Source organism: Rosistilla carotiformis (genome assembly GCF_007753095.1).
GTDB lineage: Bacteria > Planctomycetota > Planctomycetia > Pirellulales > Pirellulaceae > Rosistilla > Rosistilla carotiformis.
Window position 1 is genome coordinate 5,252,574 of the sequence record NZ_CP036348.1, and the last position, 16,583, is coordinate 5,269,156.

18 protein-coding genes and 1 tRNA gene are annotated in these 16,583 nt (G+C 57.0%); 11 read left to right on the forward strand and 8 right to left on the reverse strand.

Annotated elements, in window-relative coordinates:
- From Poly24_RS18985 to gspG, 4 genes are read right to left on the reverse strand one after another with little or no spacing between them, the layout of a single operon-like run.
- Positions 1-1,029 (reverse strand): prepilin-type N-terminal cleavage/methylation domain-containing protein, encoded by a 1,029-nt coding sequence (locus Poly24_RS18985; RefSeq protein WP_145099119.1) that lies wholly within the window; start codon positions 1,027-1,029, stop codon positions 1-3.
- Positions 1,026-1,553, reverse strand: a complete 528-nt coding sequence (locus Poly24_RS18990) for a type II secretion system protein (protein ID WP_145099122.1) — start codon at positions 1,551-1,553, stop codon at positions 1,026-1,028. Before Poly24_RS18990 ends, Poly24_RS18985 begins: the two co-directional genes overlap by 4 nt.
- Positions 1,543-2,196: a prepilin-type N-terminal cleavage/methylation domain-containing protein gene (locus Poly24_RS18995; RefSeq protein ID WP_145099125.1), complete on the reverse strand. Its 654-nt coding sequence runs from the start codon at positions 2,194-2,196 to the stop codon at positions 1,543-1,545. The genes Poly24_RS18990 and Poly24_RS18995 overlap by 11 nt, the downstream gene beginning before the upstream one ends.
- A gap of 17 nt (positions 2,197-2,213) precedes the next feature.
- The gene (gspG, locus tag Poly24_RS19000; protein ID WP_145099128.1) at positions 2,214-2,633 is read right to left on the reverse strand and encodes a type II secretion system major pseudopilin GspG; all 420 of its coding nucleotides are present in this window, start codon (positions 2,631-2,633) and stop codon (positions 2,214-2,216) included.
- Positions 2,634-2,972: 339 nt separating this feature from the next.
- On the opposite strand from gspG, the gene Poly24_RS19005 reads away from it, so the two are divergent.
- Positions 2,973-3,045, forward strand: a tRNA-Ala gene (locus Poly24_RS19005).
- Positions 3,046-3,521: 476 nt separating this feature from the next.
- On the opposite strand, the gene Poly24_RS19010 is transcribed toward Poly24_RS19005, so the two are convergent.
- Positions 3,522-3,893: a winged helix-turn-helix transcriptional regulator gene (locus Poly24_RS19010; RefSeq protein WP_145099131.1), complete on the reverse strand. Its 372-nt coding sequence runs from the start codon at positions 3,891-3,893 to the stop codon at positions 3,522-3,524.
- A 142-nt stretch (positions 3,894-4,035) separates the two neighbouring features.
- Here Poly24_RS19010 and Poly24_RS19015 point away from each other — a divergent pair, with 142 nt between their 5' ends.
- Genes Poly24_RS19015 through Poly24_RS19030 form a run of 4 tightly spaced genes read left to right on the forward strand, consistent with a single transcriptional unit; the run spans position 4,036 to position 7,578 of the window.
- Entirely contained in the window at positions 4,036-5,163 is a 1,128-nt protein-coding gene (locus tag Poly24_RS19015) for an L-dopachrome tautomerase-related protein (RefSeq protein ID WP_145099134.1), read from the forward strand.
- A gap of 46 nt (positions 5,164-5,209) precedes the next feature.
- A complete protein-coding gene (locus tag Poly24_RS19020) occupies positions 5,210-6,226 on the forward strand; it encodes a zinc-binding alcohol dehydrogenase family protein (protein WP_145099137.1) in 1,017 nt (338 codons plus the stop codon).
- A gap of 49 nt (positions 6,227-6,275) precedes the next feature.
- Positions 6,276-6,566 (forward strand): putative quinol monooxygenase, encoded by a 291-nt coding sequence (locus Poly24_RS19025; protein ID WP_145099140.1) that lies wholly within the window; start codon positions 6,276-6,278, stop codon positions 6,564-6,566.
- A gap of 55 nt (positions 6,567-6,621) precedes the next feature.
- Positions 6,622-7,578 carry a glycine betaine ABC transporter substrate-binding protein gene (locus tag Poly24_RS19030; RefSeq protein ID WP_197452019.1) on the forward strand — a complete coding sequence of 319 codons (957 nt, stop codon included), beginning with the start codon at positions 6,622-6,624 and terminating at the stop codon, positions 7,576-7,578.
- A 373-nt stretch (positions 7,579-7,951) separates the two neighbouring features.
- On the opposite strand, the gene Poly24_RS19035 is transcribed toward Poly24_RS19030, so the two are convergent.
- Both Poly24_RS19035 and Poly24_RS19040 read right to left on the reverse strand, forming a co-directional pair.
- A complete protein-coding gene (locus Poly24_RS19035) occupies positions 7,952-9,937 on the reverse strand; it encodes a YjhG/YagF family D-xylonate dehydratase (RefSeq protein WP_197452601.1) in 1,986 nt (661 codons plus the stop codon).
- 123 nt (positions 9,938-10,060) lie between these two features.
- Complete coding sequence (locus Poly24_RS19040; RefSeq protein ID WP_145099146.1) at positions 10,061-11,041, reverse strand: aldo/keto reductase; 981 nt, start codon at positions 11,039-11,041, stop codon at positions 10,061-10,063.
- A gap of 282 nt (positions 11,042-11,323) precedes the next feature.
- Between Poly24_RS19040 and Poly24_RS19045 the strand changes: the two genes are divergently transcribed.
- Together Poly24_RS19045 and Poly24_RS19050 are read left to right on the forward strand one after the other, a co-directional pair.
- The gene (locus Poly24_RS19045) at positions 11,324-11,938 is read left to right on the forward strand and encodes a DUF4254 domain-containing protein (protein WP_145099149.1); all 615 of its coding nucleotides are present in this window, start codon (positions 11,324-11,326) and stop codon (positions 11,936-11,938) included.
- Between the two features lie 53 nt (positions 11,939-11,991).
- Entirely contained in the window at positions 11,992-13,254 is a 1,263-nt protein-coding gene (locus tag Poly24_RS19050) for a PDZ domain-containing protein (protein WP_145099152.1), read from the forward strand.
- Here the strand turns inward: Poly24_RS19050 and Poly24_RS19055 are convergent.
- Complete coding sequence (locus tag Poly24_RS19055) at positions 13,229-13,522, reverse strand: Trm112 family protein (RefSeq protein WP_145099155.1); 294 nt, start codon at positions 13,520-13,522, stop codon at positions 13,229-13,231. The genes Poly24_RS19050 and Poly24_RS19055 overlap by 26 nt on opposite strands.
- A 453-nt stretch (positions 13,523-13,975) precedes the next feature.
- On the opposite strand from Poly24_RS19055, the gene Poly24_RS19060 reads away from it, so the two are divergent.
- From Poly24_RS19060 to Poly24_RS19075, 4 genes are all read left to right on the forward strand, one after another.
- A complete protein-coding gene (locus Poly24_RS19060) occupies positions 13,976-14,470 on the forward strand; it encodes a hypothetical protein (RefSeq protein WP_145099158.1) in 495 nt (164 codons plus the stop codon).
- A gap of 29 nt (positions 14,471-14,499) precedes the next feature.
- Positions 14,500-14,946 carry a DUF1499 domain-containing protein gene (locus Poly24_RS19065; RefSeq protein WP_145099161.1) on the forward strand — a complete coding sequence of 149 codons (447 nt, stop codon included), beginning with the start codon at positions 14,500-14,502 and terminating at the stop codon, positions 14,944-14,946.
- Positions 14,947-14,991: 45 nt separating this feature from the next.
- Positions 14,992-16,074, forward strand: coding sequence for a M42 family metallopeptidase (locus Poly24_RS19070; protein WP_231753229.1), 1,083 nt, complete (start codon positions 14,992-14,994; stop codon positions 16,072-16,074).
- A 78-nt stretch (positions 16,075-16,152) separates the two neighbouring features.
- Positions 16,153-16,551, forward strand: coding sequence for an acyl-CoA thioesterase (locus tag Poly24_RS19075; protein ID WP_145099169.1), 399 nt, complete (start codon positions 16,153-16,155; stop codon positions 16,549-16,551).
- Positions 16,552-16,583: the final 32 nt, after the last annotated feature.

A 16,583-nucleotide genomic window follows, 5' to 3' on the forward strand; every position in this document is an offset into this window, starting at 1 on the left:
TTAAAGCCCCGCTGCGGAAAGGTCGGTCTCGGTCATTTCCTCTTCGGACACGATCTGCGCCATCGGCAAACGGACCATCAAATCATAGACGTCACCGGTCGTCGGATCCCCAGCGGTCGCAAGGCCTGCAGTTGCCGGATCCTCGGCCGAACCGGGCGGCTTGCCGAGCGTTAGCCGAATCTGAACGGCGATCGGCAAACCTTGCAATTCGTCGGAATTCCATTCGTAGATCCACTGCGTGCCATCGAAGTAAGCGAACTCGATCTGCAGCACCTCCGGCGCCAACACGTCGCCGGTCTGATTCAACCGCATCACGTCTCCCGATTCGGAGGCGTATGTTGTCAGTTCGCGGGAGAGCGCTCGTCGCACAAGGCCGCTGCTAGATTGCAGGTTCGTCGCCCCGCCGCTGCTCAATTGTCCGATGCTGTCGCCAACGCCCGACAGATTTGCTTGCTGGACAAAATAGGCGACCGTCTTGACGTCGCTCGGCATGTCTTGAATTCCGACGTCGGTCGGATTGGTCAACATCGGCAAATACTCTTCCATCCGCGGCAGCCGGCTGACGTCGAATTGGATCTGATATTGATTGCCGATCAGACCTGGGCGAACCGTTGAAGCCATCGAATCGGAGATCGCTGTCGCTTCTAATTCGTCCCCCTCCTCCACGGTCACCGCATCGGATTCGGAACTCGACGAGGAACCACTCGAAGCGCCCGCGGCAGCTCCCGTCGCCGACGAGGCCAGGACTTCGGCGAGCGCACCGGCATCAAACTCTTGCGGATAGATACAAGCCTGCAGATCTTCAGCAATCATTCGCAGGATCGCTCGAGCCAGTTGCGTTCGGCGGGCTTCGGAATCGCGAACGTTCAACTGCATCGCATAAAACTGCATTGCAAATCCGATCATGCTCATCAACACGACGCTCAAGCCCAACGCGACGACAACTTCGAACAGCGTGAAGCCGCGGCGAGTCGCTTGGTAGCGACAAGCCCTCGCCGTCGATCGGTGGTGAAAGACCTCGCGGATCATATCCCCGCTCCATCGCTAGTCGCCATCGCTTCTTCTTCCGCTGCCAATGCCGCCGCTTCGTCCTCTAGGCCTTGCAGGTCCATCGCCGGATCGATGATCCAACGCGTTAACGTGAAATCAACAGGCACCACCGATGCATCCTGCGACACCGACTGAACTCTGACTTGAACGGAAACCATCCCCGACATCGGCGCCGGTTCGGTAAGCACCGAATACTCCCATTGCCGAAGCGTGTCATTGGACTCCAACGATACGTTGGCGATCGGTTGCGGACCGGCAGAATTCAACATCACTTCGGCCATCTTCGATTCGCACATGATCTGGGCGCGGGCCAAGTCGCGGGCTTCGATCGCCGCTTTGGCTCCGTTGGAAACTATATTCCCCAACATCGCCATCGCGATCCCAAAGATCGCGATCGCCAAAATGATCTCAAATAACGAGAACCCCGTCCGAAGAATTGTTTTGTGGAACGTTGCGGGGCGACGGGTTGGAAGCTCGTGTGACCAGGCGGTTTTAACTTTCATCGCTCGTCACCTCCGAAACCGTCGCTTCGCCGGTCAGCCCACGCAATTGGACTTTGACGATGCTGCCATCCTCGGATTTCACTCGAACCACCGCCGTGCTGGTCGTTCCATCGGCGTACAGCAGAATTGGTTGCGACCATCCCTCTTCGGCTGCCATCGCGGCTTGTTGAAGAATGAACATGCTGCGCTGCGACGATTCGACTTGTTCGTCGGCAAAGACGATGTTTTCGGGCAGCTCCAAGACATCCGCGGCCGTTGGTTCGGGAGGCGTGTAGCTGGCGACAGCGGCTTGAGTTCCCGCGGTCCCCGGCAACGTCTGCCCCGACATGTCGGCAGCTTCGGTCATGTCGCTGGCATCGTTCCACGGCTGGACACTGTACCGGCTGGTGCCGATCTCGCAGCGGAACATGTGCGTCCGTCCGGTTCGCATCGCTTTGAGCCGCGATTGGGCAAGCACGATGCGAACTTCATCGCCGGCCCGTTTGATCCGCCCATCGGCCATCAGCACGCTGATCGCCGGAACGGCCATCGCCGACAAAGCGGCGATCAGAACCAAGACCAACAGCAGTTCCAACAGGGTGAACCCTCGGCGAACTGCCCGCGGGCAGCGACGAGATGGAGTTGGAATCGGGGTTGGCTGCATGATGTTGTCCGTCAGACCTAAACGGTACCGCTGGTCACAACGACATCATCTTCGGATCCTTCCTGACCATCGGCCCCAGCGCTTCGCAATTCGAAGCCGGTGCCGCTGGGAGCGTACTTGTAGTTATTCCCCCAAGGATCCGCAGGGATCTCTTCATCGAAGTAGGGCCCCTTCCAGCGGGTGGGGTCGGCAATGTCGTTCGGCTTCTCGCGAAGACCTTCCAAGCTGCTCGGCAGGGTGCCGACTTGCAACTGATACAACTTGATCCCGCTCTTGATATTGTTCAGCTGGGTCCGAGCGGTGTCATCTTGGGCCCCCTTTTGGATGCCGACGAAATTCACGGTCACAATTCCACCAATGATCACCAGGATGATCAAAACCAGCAGAACTTCCAACAACGTAAACGCCGCGCGAGGGCGCGATCGCTGCTTACGCATTCTTCATACTCCCTTGGACAAAACGGATCGAATCGCCATGGATTCATCCAGATTCAAGCGATTTGTTGCATCGCCCGACGCGTTGCACAATTTTTGACATTGTATTCAACCCTGCCAGGCAAACATAGTTCCGGCGAATTTCGCAGCGGGTGCAACCGTTACAAACGGTCGCCTAGAAATCGAGGCACGGAAATTGCGGAAGATCTGGAAAAACCAGCATTCCTTGGGATTTTTCAGGATCGCCCGGCAAATCGCAGTCCCAGTGACGCTTGACGCCCGATCGATTCCGTGTTAATTTCCGCCAACCAAACGAGGCCCATCGGTCTCGAACCCAAATCCGGGGGATTAGCTCAGTTGGGAGAGCGCCTGCATGGCATGCAGGAGGTCATCGGTTCAAGTCCGTTATCCTCCACTCGAAAATGAAAGCCGCCGATCGAATGCGATCGTCGGCTTTTTTCATAGGCTTTTCGGTGTAAATCGCTGGTCTCAAAAAGTTCAATCAGTTCGTGCAATTTGGGGCATGAATTCGTAAGTGGCTTTCAACAAACCACTTGCTGGGTTTCACTGTCCACTATCCTTGCGGGCGGTGCAGCTATCGTTCGAGTCTGCAACGGGGAGCTTCAAATGTCCGGGTCGCGCTCCGAATCAATGCCATTCCATGGCAACTTCTTCTGTGGCTGAGGGTTTTGTCATTGCCTCCCATGTCGAATGCGTTGTGTCAGTCTTCGGTCAGGTGTGACCTCAATTTCATCTCCGAACACGTGACAAAGTTCATCCGGCTCGACAGTTGCGACTTTTTGAGTCTGGTCGATTTGCTCGGCCGCAGTATGAGTGGCGGGTAGAGCTTACTCAATCGCCAAAAATTGCACGCTCTCTAATCTTACGCACTTAAGACTCGCTCGACACTCGTGCGTCGATGAGTTGGACCGCGTGAGACTCACCCCACTTCTTCAGGGCGTTCAAAATGGACTTGAGCGACTTGCCTTCTTTCGTCAATTCGTATTCGACACGCGGTGGAACTTCGGCGTAGACGGTTCGATTGACCAGACCGCTGGCCTCAAGTTCTCGCAGCTGCTTGGTCAGCATGCGCTGAGTTACGCAACCCACCTTGCGTTTCAGTTCACTGAAACGAAGCCGGCCTTCGAGCAAATGGAATAGGATAATTCCTTTCCACTTGCCGCCGATCAGCTCCAGCGTGGCTTCGACTGGACACGCCGGTTTGTCGTAGTCAACGTGCCGATTCTTGCCTTTAGTATCCATTGTGTGCCTACTGGTCCAAAATGTGCGTTCTTGCCATTTATTGTGATATCCATACTATCTGTTCAATCGGAAACGGATAGGGGGATTTGACGGAAAGCGAATTTGCGGCCGTCGCAATTAAAAACATGAACGAGGACTTCAAGTGAACAAACTCAGTTGCATTTTCGCTTTTGCTGTGACGGTGCTGTTTTGCGGCAACGCGTCGGGGCAAGATCCGAACGTTGAACTTGAACTGTTTGCTCAGCTCGACCAAGCGGTTGGGAACATCGCATACACGCATGATGGAACACTGGTTCTGAGCCATCACCCTTTCTTCAAGCCAGACATACGCGTAGCGACTTACGATGCGACGGCAAAGACTGTTGTGCCGTTTCCGAACAAGCAGTGGAACACGCCTCGCGATGAGAATGATTGGTATCTCGATGATGTGCTGGGAATTCGGAATGACTCGAAGGGCATTGTCTGGATGCTCGATATGGGCACGCGCAACAACATCACGCCCAAGCTGGTCGCGTGGGATACTCAGAAGAACAAGCTGCATCGGATCATCTACATTCCGGCGCCCGCGAGTCTGGATATTTCGCAGCTCAACGATTTCGCGATTGATGAGAAGCGGAAGCTGATTGTGATTGCTGATGAAGGAATCGCTCGGGGCGGCGATGGTTCCAAAGCAGCTTTGGTGGTCGTTGATCTGGCAACTGGAATGGTCCGACGCGTCCTGCAAGATCATCATTCGACGGCTCCCGATCGTGACATGCCGACATTGATTGATGGCAAACCGCTGGGTGTCAGCGCGAACGGCAAGATGACGCCAATCTTCGTGGGAGCGGACGGCATTACGCTCGATGCGAACAACGAGTGGCTCTATTTCTGCCCTCTCAACGGTGGCAAGATTTATCGCCTGCCGATCGCGGCACTCGCCGACCACGAGATGACCGACCAACAACTCGGCGACAAGGTCGAGACTTACAGCGACAAAGTGAACAATGGCGGCCTTTCAATTGACCAGCAGGGCAATCTCTACTTCACGAACGTTGGCAGCCACAGCATCGGTTTTGTTTCCTCCCCTGAACGTAAGTACTCAATGATTGCCTCTGACGAGAGGATGCAATGGCCTGACGGAATCAGCTACAGCCAAAACGGCTATATGTACGTATCGGCTGCTCAAGTCCACTTGGGATCGGCGTTCAATGGCGGCAAAGACAAAACATCGAAACCGTTCTATATCTTTCGATTCAAGCCGTTTAGCGAAGGCATGTTGGGACGATGAGACGTTCGACAAAAACAGAACACAATCCATACAGGGACAAATACAGATGAAAGCCGTTGGACTGACACACTACCTTCCTATCGACGACCCGAATTCGTTGATGGACCTCGAACTCGACAAGCCAAAGCCAACGGGGCATGACGTATTGGTCGCGACGAAAGCGATCGCGGTCAACCCGGTGGATTACAAGGTGCGTGCGCCCAAAGACACGATCGAGGACTCACCCAAAGTGCTCGGCTATGACGCTTCAGGCGTCATTGAAGAGGTTGGGTCGGACGTCACACTGTTCAAACCGGGCGACGAAGTTTTCTACGCTGGCGACATCACTCGGCAAGGAACGAACTCTGAGTTCCATCTGGTTGACGAACGCATCGTCGGTGCTAAACCACAGTCACTGAATTTCGCTCACGCCGCAGCGTTGCCGTTGACTTCCATCACTGCTTATGAAGCTTTCTTTGACCGGCTGGGCATTGATGTTGATGGAGCGAACAAGGGCGAGACGATTCTCATCATCGGTGGAGCCGGAGGTGTTGGTTCGATTGGCATTCAGCTTGCCAAGATCGCCGGGCTGAGCGTGATCGCGACAGCTTCCCGTCCGGAATCGATCCAATGGGTCACCGACCTCGGAGCTGATCACGTCATCAATCATCGCGAACCACTTCGCCCGCAAATTGAACACCTCGGCATGAAGCACGTTGACTACATCGCCATGTTCAACGACACCGACGGGCACTGGACGGCATCGACGGACTTAATCCGCCCACAGGGCCACATCGTCACGATTGTTGAGAACAGCGAACCGCTGGATCAGCAGAACATGAAAATGAAAGCCGCGTCATTTTCGTGGGAGTTCATGTTCGCCCGTTCGATGTTTCAGACGCCCGACATGGTCGAACAGCATCGATTGCTCAATCGCATTGCCGGTTGGATCGACGAAGGCCGTATTCGAGCAACGGCCAACGACGTCGTCACGCCTATCAACGCCGCGAATCTACGAGACGCGCACGCCAAACTCGAAACGGGCAAGGCGATCGGCAAAATCGTTATTGAGGGCTGGAAGTAGTCCGATCACACAGAACCACTTTTTTTCATCCATTACGAGGAAACGAACCATGGCAAAGCTAACCATCGTCGGCAACATCAAAGTCAAAGCGGACCACATCGACAGTGTGAAAGCAGAACTCGAAAAGCTGATTCCGATCACGCGAGCCGAAGACGGATGTATTCAGTACGACCTGCATCAGGACAACGAAAACCCCTCGCATTTTCTGTTCTACGAGAACTGGGAGTCGCGTGAACTGTGGCAAACGCACATGAACAATCAGCATTTGAAAGACTACATGGCGGCCACTGACGGAATGGTTGAAGATTTCACACTTAACGAAATGACTCACATCGCTTAGTGAAGCTTTCGATCGTTCTGGCTCCTCTTAGTCCAAACACGCTGGAGTGTTTTTCGTGTCTCAAACAATCACGATTGGCGTGACCGATCTTTCGTTTCATCGTCTGACCGCGTCGCTTGTTGCCCATGTTTTGCAAGACATGGGGTTTGAGGTCGAACGTGTTTGTTCGCCCCACGAAGACAACTTCAAAAAGCTGCAAGCCGGGGAGACCGACATGCTCGTGTCAGCTTGGCTTCCGTCCAGTCACGGTGGCTACAAAGCCAACGTCGAGCAGACGGTACCGCTGCTTGAACTTGGTTTGCACTACGAGCCGTATGCATTGTGGGGTGTGCCTGATTATGTTCCCGAATCGGCGGTTGCCGAGGTTGCGGACCTGCTGAAGCCGGAAGTGCTTGAGAAGATGAAGCGGGACATTCAGGGCATTAATCCCGGTGCGGGAATCAGTCGGTTTTCCGTCAAGATGATAGACGAATACGGACTTGGCGATGCAGGCTACCAATTCCACCACGGCACCGAAGAAGATTGCTTTGACGCATTCGAGAAGGCTGTCGCAAACAAAGAGTGGCTCGTCGTCCCGCTCTGGAAGCCGCAGTTTTTACATTCTCGCTACACGATTCGTGACCTAAGCGATCCCAAGGGGCTATTGGGAGTTGTTGACAAAGCCGTGTTGTTACTGAGGAAAGACAAGGAGTCGTTGTTCACGCAGGAGCAGTTAACGAAACTCGATTCTCTAAGGTTCGATAACGACATCATTGCCAAGCTCGATTATCAGGTATGCCGCGAAGGCACACCGATCGACGAAGTCACTCGCAACTGGCTCCAGCTCGCATTTCGCGATCGAGAGCCTCAACAGGGCGGAACACAAATCCGCACTTCGTCTACCGCAGTTCAAGCGTCTTTGCCCACAGCCAATCGCCTCGCGCCACCGTGCCGACAGAACGATGGTCCCGCCGGACCAACAATCGCTCCGCCAGCGAAACAGTCAACGAATTTCAATGCACATTCCCAATAGTGCAAATCAGCAAAGATTAGCGTTCTTGCAAACGGCACTGCACGCAGCGCTTCCAGAATAGAGGGCGCACTGATCAGCGTTCATCTTCGCCAATGAAGCACCACAACTGGCAGCCTTTCGACTCAGGCTGAGTTCTTTCAATCCCTCCGGCCGTGACTCCATGGCAACCATGGCGGCGAGAGGTGGGACATCGCATAAGTCTGCCAAACGCGCAAAATGAGAACGCCCAAGACAGCACCAGGATCATTCACCGCGCAAGATACGCACGGTAACATCCGCCAAGAATCAGTAATCACAACCGACAAGCCAGCATCGCACACCAGACCGCAGACCGCTCAACACGGTTGGCATCGAGTCAGCCCAGGTAGCTCGCTCACGTGCCTTCCTTTTCCAACGCCTGTCGGCCCGCGTCGAGCGTGGCGATAATCTTGTCGACATCGTAGACGCATCCGCTCCACGTGCCGCCGCCGACTTGCTGCAGTGCGGCCCAGAGTCTTGAATCGTCGGGCATCTTGGGGTCGACAGCCAATTGCGGATGCGGCGACCTCGATGCGAGCAGCGCTTCGGCTTCCGCCGGCGTCAGCGATTTGTCAGCGGTCCCGATTAAGTTCACGCTGCCGTGCAATCCGATTCGATCGACAACGACTTCGATCTGGTCGCCGTCCTGGACGCGGCCGATCGGTCCTCCCGCCAACGCCTCCGGGCCCACATGGCCGATGCACGCGCCGGTGCTGACCCCCGAGAACCGAGCGTCGGTGACAAGCGCTACATGTTTGCCCCAGGGCAAGAACTTTAAAGCCGACGTGATTTGATAGGTCTCCTCCATTCCGCTCCCCAACGGGCCACGGCCGACCAGAACAACAACATCTCCCGCCTGAACCGGCTGGGGATGGTTCCCCTTGATCGCCGCGATCGCATCGCGTTCGCTGACAAAGACCCGCGCCGGGCCAGTCTTACGATAGACGCCGTCGTCGCCAACGACACTCGGATCGATCGATGTCGATTTAATCACCGATCCCTCGGGACAAAGATTCCCCTGCGGGAAGCAGACGGTGCTGGTCAGTCCACGTTTTTTAGCGGTTGCCGGAGGGATGATCACATCGTCGGGATCGACGCGATCGGATTCGATCAAACGCTGGCGCAATGCGCTCCGACGAGCCGACTGTGGCCAGGCGTCGAGGATCTCGTTCCAACTGACGCCGGCGACCGTCATCGCATCGCCGCGCAACAGCCCCAACTCGCGGAGATGCCACATGATTTCCGGAACACCGCCGGCCAGGAACAACCGGACCGTCGGATGCCCGACGGGGCCGTTGGGCAAGACATCGACGAACCGAGCGACCAGTTTATTGACTTGGTGCCAGTCATCGACAGTCGGTGACCGCAGCCCAGCCGCATGAGCGACCGCGGGAATGTGCAGCAACAGATTTGTCGAACCGCCGCAGGCCGCGTGAACCAACATCGCGTTGTAGATCGAATCGTCGGTAACGATATCGGCCAGCGTGAGCCCGCGAGCATCCAAGGCCATCAGACTGCGAGCACTCTGCCGCGCGATGTCCAACCAAATCGGCTGGCCGCTGGGTGCCAGCGCCGCATGCGGAACGGTCAGCCCCATCGCCTCGGCAACCACTTGGCTGGTCGCCGCGGTCCCCAGGAACTGGCAACCGCCCCCTGGCGATCCGCATGCCCGGCAGCCTTCGAGACCAGCCTGTTCCAGCGATATTTCGCCTTGAGAATACCGAGCCCCGATCGTTTGCACTTTGCCCGCATCCTCGCCGACCGTCGGCGGCAGCGTCACGCCGCCGGGAACGATCACGCTGGGCAAGTGGTTGGTCCCGCAGACGGCAAGCATCATCGCCGGCAGTCCTTTATCGCACGTCGCGACGCCCAACACGCCACGGCGGCGAGGCAACGAACGGATCAACCGACGCATCACGATCGCCGCATCGTTCCGGTAGGGCAAGCTGTCGAACATCCCATTGGTTCCCTGCGATCGGCCATCGCAAGGGTCGCTGCAGAAAGCGGCAAACGGAACGCCGCCCGCCTCGGAAAATTGTTCGGCTGCCGCTTGAACCAACAGCCCCACTTCCCAGTGCCCGGTGTGATAGCCCAAAGCGATCGGCGTTCCATCGTGATCGCGAACGCCCCCCTGCGTACTGAGACACAGATATTGAGGTCCCATCATGCGAGCTGGATCCCAGCCCATGCCGGCGTTTTGCGTCAGCCCAAACAGATCGCCGCTGCTCCACGAGCGAAGGATCTCGTCGGTCAACGGCAACTGACCACTCGGCCCCGACGCCGACGTGACCACCGACGCGGCGACGTCGCCGCCATCGAGGTGTTGGTCGAGCGAAAACAAACTGTCGTCGGGATAGTTAAACGCGGGAGGCAATGGATCACTCGCAATAAAGGCAAAATGTTGGTGGGCAAACGGTTTGACTATTCATAGATAGGGCAAAACGTATTCGGTCCAACGGTTTGACTATTCATAGATAGGGCAAAACGTATTAAAGGCAGCTTGGCAGAAGACGCCGGGGTCATTGTAGCGTTGATTGCGATTCAGCCCGTCGATCGTTGCCATCTCCGCGTCGCTGAGGCTGAAGTCGAAGAGGCTGAAGTTCTCGGCCAGCCGCTCGGTTTTAGTGGTTTTCGGAATCACCGCGGTCCCGCGTTGCACGCCCCAACGCAACAACACTTGGGCTGGGGAGCGATCGTGGGCGGCGGCGATCGCCCGGATCGGTTCGATCTGCAACAGCGAATCGGAGCCGTCGGCCATCCCAATTTCGTGGTAGGAGAGGGCTCCCAAAGGCGAGAAAGCCGTGTAGGCGATCTGTTCTTCCCGGCAGAACTGGAACAGTTTTTCCTGTGTCAGGTAGGGATGCGTTTCGACTTGCAAGACCGCCGGTGGATCGTTGGCGTAGGCGAGCATGTCGCGGAGCAGGGCGATGTTGAAATTGCAGACGCCGATCTCTTTAACCAGACCGGATTGCTTCAGTTGTTCCATCGCCGCCCAGGTTTCGGCGACCGAAACGCGATCGATCTCCATCTTTGGCTCGGCCGCTTCGGGATCGAAGAACCAACCCGGCGGATACCGCTGCTCGGGCGAAACGTATCGCAGCGGGATCGGGAAGTGGATCAGATAGAGATCCAGGTAATCGAGCTGCAGATCGTTGAGCGTCTTGCGGCAGGCGGCTTCGACATGTTCGCTGCGATGAAACGTGTTCCACAGCTTCGAAGTCACCCAAAGATCCTCGCGGCGGCAGACTCCGCTGTCGATCACTCCCCGCAACCCGTCGCCGACTTCGCGTTCGTTCCCGTAATCGCAAGCGCTATCAAAATGGCGGTATCCGACTTCGGCGGCCGCTTGAACCAACGAAGCGCACTGTTCGTTGGGGATTTTCCACATTCCGAGACCAAGAACGGGCAATTGGGCTCCAGAGCGGAGCGAAAGCGAGGGAATCATGGATAAGCGATCCTTGGAGGAGGCGGGGCGTGAGTTCATAGAGTTCCAGGTGGATAGCTTGGCAAATCGATTGTCGATTGCAAGGCCTTCGCCGGGTGGAGCATAACCGGCCGCGGCCCCGCATTGCGGAAATCCGTGTTTCGGCACGAAAAACGCAGGCGGCGGGATGAGGTTGATTTTAGGCAAGATCCTCCCCTACTATCCGCAGCGGATGCCAGAGTGCTGGTAATATATAAGCAATGCACCGCAAGGCTGTTTCGCCAGCCAGAGGAGAGTTTGACAATGCCCCTGCCTATCGATGTTGACGCGATCGTCCAATTACAAGCAGATGCTGTGGATCAGTGGCATCGCGACCCGATCGCGAATCCGTACTCCGACTTCATGCAGCTGGTTTGCCAGCAACACGAGCACAATTATCGCCTGTGGCACCAAGAAGACATCGCTCGGGCGAAGGATGTTTCCGACGCGGAGATCGCTCAAGTGAAGCGGAACATCGACGATCTGAACCAAAAGCGGAACGACTGGATCGAAAAACTGGACGATTCGATCACGCTGATGCTCGCGCAACATGGCGTCGAAACTACGGAAGGTGCTCCGATCAACACCGAAACCTCCGGCAGCGCGATCGATCGACTGTCGATCATGTCGCTGCGGTTGTACCACTACGAAGAGCAGCTCGAACGCGACGACGCCTCCGACGCCCACCGCGAATTGGTCACCCAGCGGATCGCGTTGTGCCAGCAGCAACAGGGGGATCTTTCCAATTCGCTGAAAGAATTGTTGGTCGATCTGTTCGCCGGGCGGAAAGCGCATCGCACCTACCGCCAGATGAAGATGTATAATGATCCGACGTTGAACCCGTATTTGTACGCCGCCCAAAAGCTGCGTGCTGGTTGAATCGAAGTCCTTCCCACGGCTGCCGCGGAGCCGCATCAGTAGGTCGATTGGTTATGAGGCTGAATTTTCTGAAGTGCTCCACGATCGTCATGCTGTTTTTCGCGGCGGTCTCGACCTGCCGCGGTGACGAGCCCGACGCGGCCGCGGAAAGTCCTGCCACCGATCCGCCGACAAGCGCGGTGGCGGAGATCGGTGAATCGCAGCTGAAGCAGTGGGTCGCACAGCTCGCTTCGGACCAGTACCGGCTGCGTGAATTGTCGACCACGCGATTGCTGTTGGCCGGTTCCGCCGCGGTACCAGCGTTGGAAGCGGGGCTGCAGGATGGCGACTTGGAAACGACGTCGCGGATTTTGTCGGTGCTGCGCAAATTGTCCGTCGCATTCGATCCCCAACGCCAAACGCGCGACCTCGCCTGGGAGTCGCTGGAACGTATCGGCGCTGCCGGGGCGTCGTCAGCCGCCACGCGTGCCCAGTTGGCGATGGACGAGGTTCGCGACGACCGCAAGCAGCGGGCAATGGAAGTGCTGACGGGCGCGGGAATCTTCATCGGCTTTGGCGAATATCACCTCGCCTCGTCGGTCGTCAGCAACAATTACCACATGCGGATCCCCAAGGATTGGGCGGGAAACGTCGCTGCGCTCTCGTGGTTGAAATGGCTGCATGGTGTCGAGACCGTCATTCTGAGCGGCGATAAAATTACCGCCGATGTGGTCAAGCACGTCGCCAACATTCCCGATCTGCGGAATTTGGTGATTCGCGACACCACGATCACTGTCGACGACCTGCAGGGTTTGACCGAGCTATCGCGGTTGGATCACTTTCAATTGGTCAACGTTTCGGCGGGGGACGAATTGATCGACACGCTCGCCGAACTCCCGTTGCGGCGCGGCCTGACTCTGTTTGGCACCGACATCTCGTTCGAGGGCTCCGAACGACTGAAAACCCTGTTCCCCAATTTGGATGTTCAGTGTCGCGGTGGTTTTCTGGGCGTCCGCTGCAGTCCCTTGAATCCGAACTGTGAAGTCGGAACGGTGGAACCCAACACGGCCGCGGCTGAAGCGGGAGTGCGATCGGGCGATGTGATCACGAAGTTTGGAGAGTTCGACGTGAAGTCGTTCGCCGATCTGCAAGCAGCGATTGCGAAACATACGGCGGCGGAAAAACCGATTCCGATGCTCGTTAACCGAATCGTTGAAGAGCAGGTTGAAGTGGAACTACCCAAACAAGACGGTCAACCGACGCCAAAATTAATTCGCACGATTCGTCGCCAGAAGACCATCCCGCTGACGGTCAAACTGAAGCGTCAGTTTCCATAACCCGCCCGGCGTCCAAGGCGCAATCGATCGGGATCGCTTCGTCGGGTATCAAAGTGGGGATACCGGCCCAGACGGGATACAGTAGCGAATTGTCGGCGTTGACAAGCCCCGCATCGAGCGGTCGTTGAACTGGGCGATCGATCCGGTTGCGTGCCGTCCCATCGGAGATCCGCTGGTTGATCCGCTGGATTAAATCATCCGCTCCTACGCGCAAGATCGATTGCGTGACGGGACAGCGAATGTATTCAAACAGGCTTGGGTCGATCACGGTAGGATTTCCAGTGAGGGATCTTTTGCAGCCCAGCACCCGCCCGCCACGCTACCGGGGGGATCGGCAAAATCCAGTGCGTAGATCAGCGAGTGGTGAATATCATGGGAAGGGTCGCAGCAAGCGAGCCCCCTACCCACCGAACACCAGGCTGCGGTGCATTATATCTCAATCGCGAGCAAATGTCCCCCCATGCATGACGTCTCTAAAAGTCAGAAAATGAAATTGCCAATCGCCAAATCGGAGCTAGAGTTTCCATTGGGCAAGTCAACGATTCGCTTTCGTTTTCCTTGGGAATCGTTGATTGCGGTTGTGTTTCGGGGCACTGCTTCGCCGACCTGCGATCGAAAGATCGTGGGCCGGCGAAGCTATTTTGGGAACGCTATGCGTCCGCGCACATCTCCTCGGCGAAACGTTCGTAGGCAACCTACACGAGCCCGTATTGCCGGGTGCGTGGCCATCGGGTGCTGGGGCGTTTGCGGTCTCGCATCGGCTGATGGTCCGTCGGATCAGCAGATCTTCCGTGTACATGTCCCGCAACGTGTGGGGCTGGGAGACGCGGAAAGTGTGGTTGTCACCAAACGAGATCCAACCGATAACGACCCACAATTCTCAACGCAAACTTTTGATGTCGTTTCGCAAACGCCCGCCGGCGCGGTGGTCGTGTTTGAATCGCAGCAGGTGTTCCGCCATCGATCGCATCCGGCCAAGCGAAGCGATCTCCGAATGCGGCTGGATCCACCGCAAGCCTCGCGGTGGCGAGTGACTCAGGCTTCCGACCAAACCGATTACGCGGCGGGACGGACAATCGCGACTGTCGTCGCCCAATCGAATCAAGCGGGGGACGCGCGGCTTTGCTTGCGGGTAGAATTAGTGGATCACCCGCGGCCTCAAACCATGACGGGCGATTATGAAACAACCGTTGTGGCAACGATTTCAGCGAAGTGAATGTGAACGGAAACGCTCGAAGGAAAAAGATGGGAATTGCGATCGGAGCGTTTGTTCTGCTGGTCACCGGTTGGATCTTTTGGCAAGTCGACGACTGGCGTCGCGATTTCACGACGAATCACGCTCAGCTCGATCCGGCGGCGGACGACCCGATTCTGCGACCGGTTTTGGCAGCCGAATCGGTCGGTGAACTTGTCGCGCGCGTCCTGGCGTTTGTTGAAAAGACAGCCCACTGGCAACTGGAACGACAGCGCGGCGGTGCCGATGGGACCGAACTGCATCTGACGCGCACGACGTCGCTGTTCCACTACGTCGACGACATTCAGGTCCGCATTTCGCCGATCGACGGCGGGGCGCAGCTGGATGCCGAAAGCCAATCTCGGCTGGGCAAAGGAGACCTCGGCCAGAACCCTCGGAACCTGAAAGAGCTGGTTCGAGGCATCGACGGCTTTCCAAGTTTGCAGGAGCCGCGATAATCGGGGGATCATCAAACCGCACCAATGATTGAAAAGGATGTTCCATTGTCCCGCCTCGACCAACTTAATCCCGCCGCCGACGCTTTTCTGAAGACCGCCATCGAAACCCCCAGCCCCTCGGGTTACGAAGAACGGATCCAAGCCCTGGTCCGCGAATACATTCAGCCCGCTGCCGATGAAGTGCGCACCGACGTCCACGGCAACGTGATGGCGATCGTCAACCCAGCCGCAGACACGCGGCTGATGTTCGCCGGCCACTGCGACCAGATCGGAATGCTTGTCACGTACATCGATGAGTTAGGTTTTCTGTACGCCCAGACAATCGGCGGCTGGGACCCTCAACAATTGATCGGCCAGCGGATGATCGTTTGGACCAAAACCGGCCCGATCCCCGGCTCGATCGCGCGGAAACCGATCCATCTGCTGAACGATGCCGAGCGGAAGAAGGTTGTCAATCTGAATGAACTGTGGATCGATATCGGTGCCAAGGACCAACAGGCGGCGTCCGAATTGGTTCGCATCGGCGATCCGGTCACGCTGAAACTGGAACTGACCCAGCTGCAAGAAGATCTGATCTCGGGTCCAGGAATGGACAACAAGACCGGCATGTGGGTCGTCATCGAAGCACTCCGCCGAGCCGCTGGAATGGCTCCCACCTGTGGTATCTACAGCGTCTCGACCGTCCAAGAAGAGATCGGTTTGCGTGGTGCGACAACAGCCGCCGCCAGCATCAAACCGCACGTGGGAATCGCCGTCGACGTCACCCACGCGACCGATTGCCCCACGATCGACAAGACGCAGCAGGGAGACATCAAGCTCGGTAGCGGACCGGTGATCTTCCGCGGTCCCAACATGAATCCGAAAGTCGTGCAGCGGTTGGTGCAGATCGCCGACGAACTGCGGATCCCGTATCAGATGGCTGCGGCGGGTCGAGCGACGCCCAACGACGCCAACGCATTGCAGATCAGCAGCGGTGGCGTGGCGACCGGCTTGGTCGCGATTCCTAACCGCTACATGCACAGCGCCGTCGAAACGGTTTCGATGAACGATCTCGACAGCGCCGCCGAACTGTTGGCCAACTTCGCAGCGCGACTGACCGCCGAAGACGACTTCACCCCCAGCGTTTGATCTTTTCGCTTTTCATAAGACAGCCGGTCCAAGCAAGCTCTTGGGCCGGCCCTCCTTCTCCACCGCAAACGCTTGAACATGTCGCAACAACACACGCTCACGATCCGCGTCAACTACCACGAAACCGATGGCCAGGGACGCGTTCATCACGCCAACTATCTCAACTACTTCGAGCGTGGCCGCGTTGAATTGCTCCGCAGTCTCGGTTCCAGCTACAAGCAGTTCGAAGCCGACGGGCGGATGTTGGTCGTCGCCGAAATGAACGTCAAATACCACCAGATGGCGGAATTCGACGACGAGCTGACGCTGACGACAACGGTCCTGGAAGCTCACGGTGCGAGGATCCGCCATCGGTACGAGATCTTCCGCGACGACGAATTATTGGTCTTCGCCGAATCGGTGATCGCATGCGTTCGCTCCGATGGAAGAGCCACTCGCCTGCCGGCGGAACTACAGCAGGGCCGACGCCGATCCTAGCCTCTCTCCTATAATGAAAGTAGGCCGTCAGG

What these genes read in the sequence shown, in the direction of transcription:
- Poly24_RS18985 (WP_145099119.1), bottom strand. Translation starts at nt 1,029, where the DNA reads ATGATCCGCGAGGTCTTTCACCACCGATCGACGGCGAGGGCTTGTCGC.
- Poly24_RS18990 (WP_145099122.1), bottom strand. Translation starts at nt 1,553, where the DNA reads ATGAAAGTTAAAACCGCCTGGTCACACGAGCTTCCAACCCGTCGCCCC.
- Poly24_RS18995 (WP_145099125.1), bottom strand. Translation starts at nt 2,196, where the DNA reads ATGCAGCCAACCCCGATTCCAACTCCATCTCGTCGCTGCCCGCGGGCA.
- gspG (WP_145099128.1), bottom strand. Translation starts at nt 2,633, where the DNA reads ATGCGTAAGCAGCGATCGCGCCCTCGCGCGGCGTTTACGTTGTTGGAA.
- Poly24_RS19010 (WP_145099131.1), bottom strand. Translation starts at nt 3,893, where the DNA reads ATGGATACTAAAGGCAAGAATCGGCACGTTGACTACGACAAACCGGCG.
- Poly24_RS19020 (WP_145099137.1), top strand. Translation starts at nt 5,210, where the DNA reads ATGAAAGCCGTTGGACTGACACACTACCTTCCTATCGACGACCCGAAT.
- Poly24_RS19025 (WP_145099140.1), top strand. Translation starts at nt 6,276, where the DNA reads ATGGCAAAGCTAACCATCGTCGGCAACATCAAAGTCAAAGCGGACCAC.
- Poly24_RS19040 (WP_145099146.1), bottom strand. Translation starts at nt 11,041, where the DNA reads ATGATTCCCTCGCTTTCGCTCCGCTCTGGAGCCCAATTGCCCGTTCTT.
- Poly24_RS19045 (WP_145099149.1), top strand. Translation starts at nt 11,324, where the DNA reads ATGCCCCTGCCTATCGATGTTGACGCGATCGTCCAATTACAAGCAGAT.
- Poly24_RS19050 (WP_145099152.1), top strand. Translation starts at nt 11,992, where the DNA reads ATGAGGCTGAATTTTCTGAAGTGCTCCACGATCGTCATGCTGTTTTTC.
- Poly24_RS19065 (WP_145099161.1), top strand. Translation starts at nt 14,500, where the DNA reads ATGGGAATTGCGATCGGAGCGTTTGTTCTGCTGGTCACCGGTTGGATC.
- Poly24_RS19075 (WP_145099169.1), top strand. Translation starts at nt 16,153, where the DNA reads ATGTCGCAACAACACACGCTCACGATCCGCGTCAACTACCACGAAACC.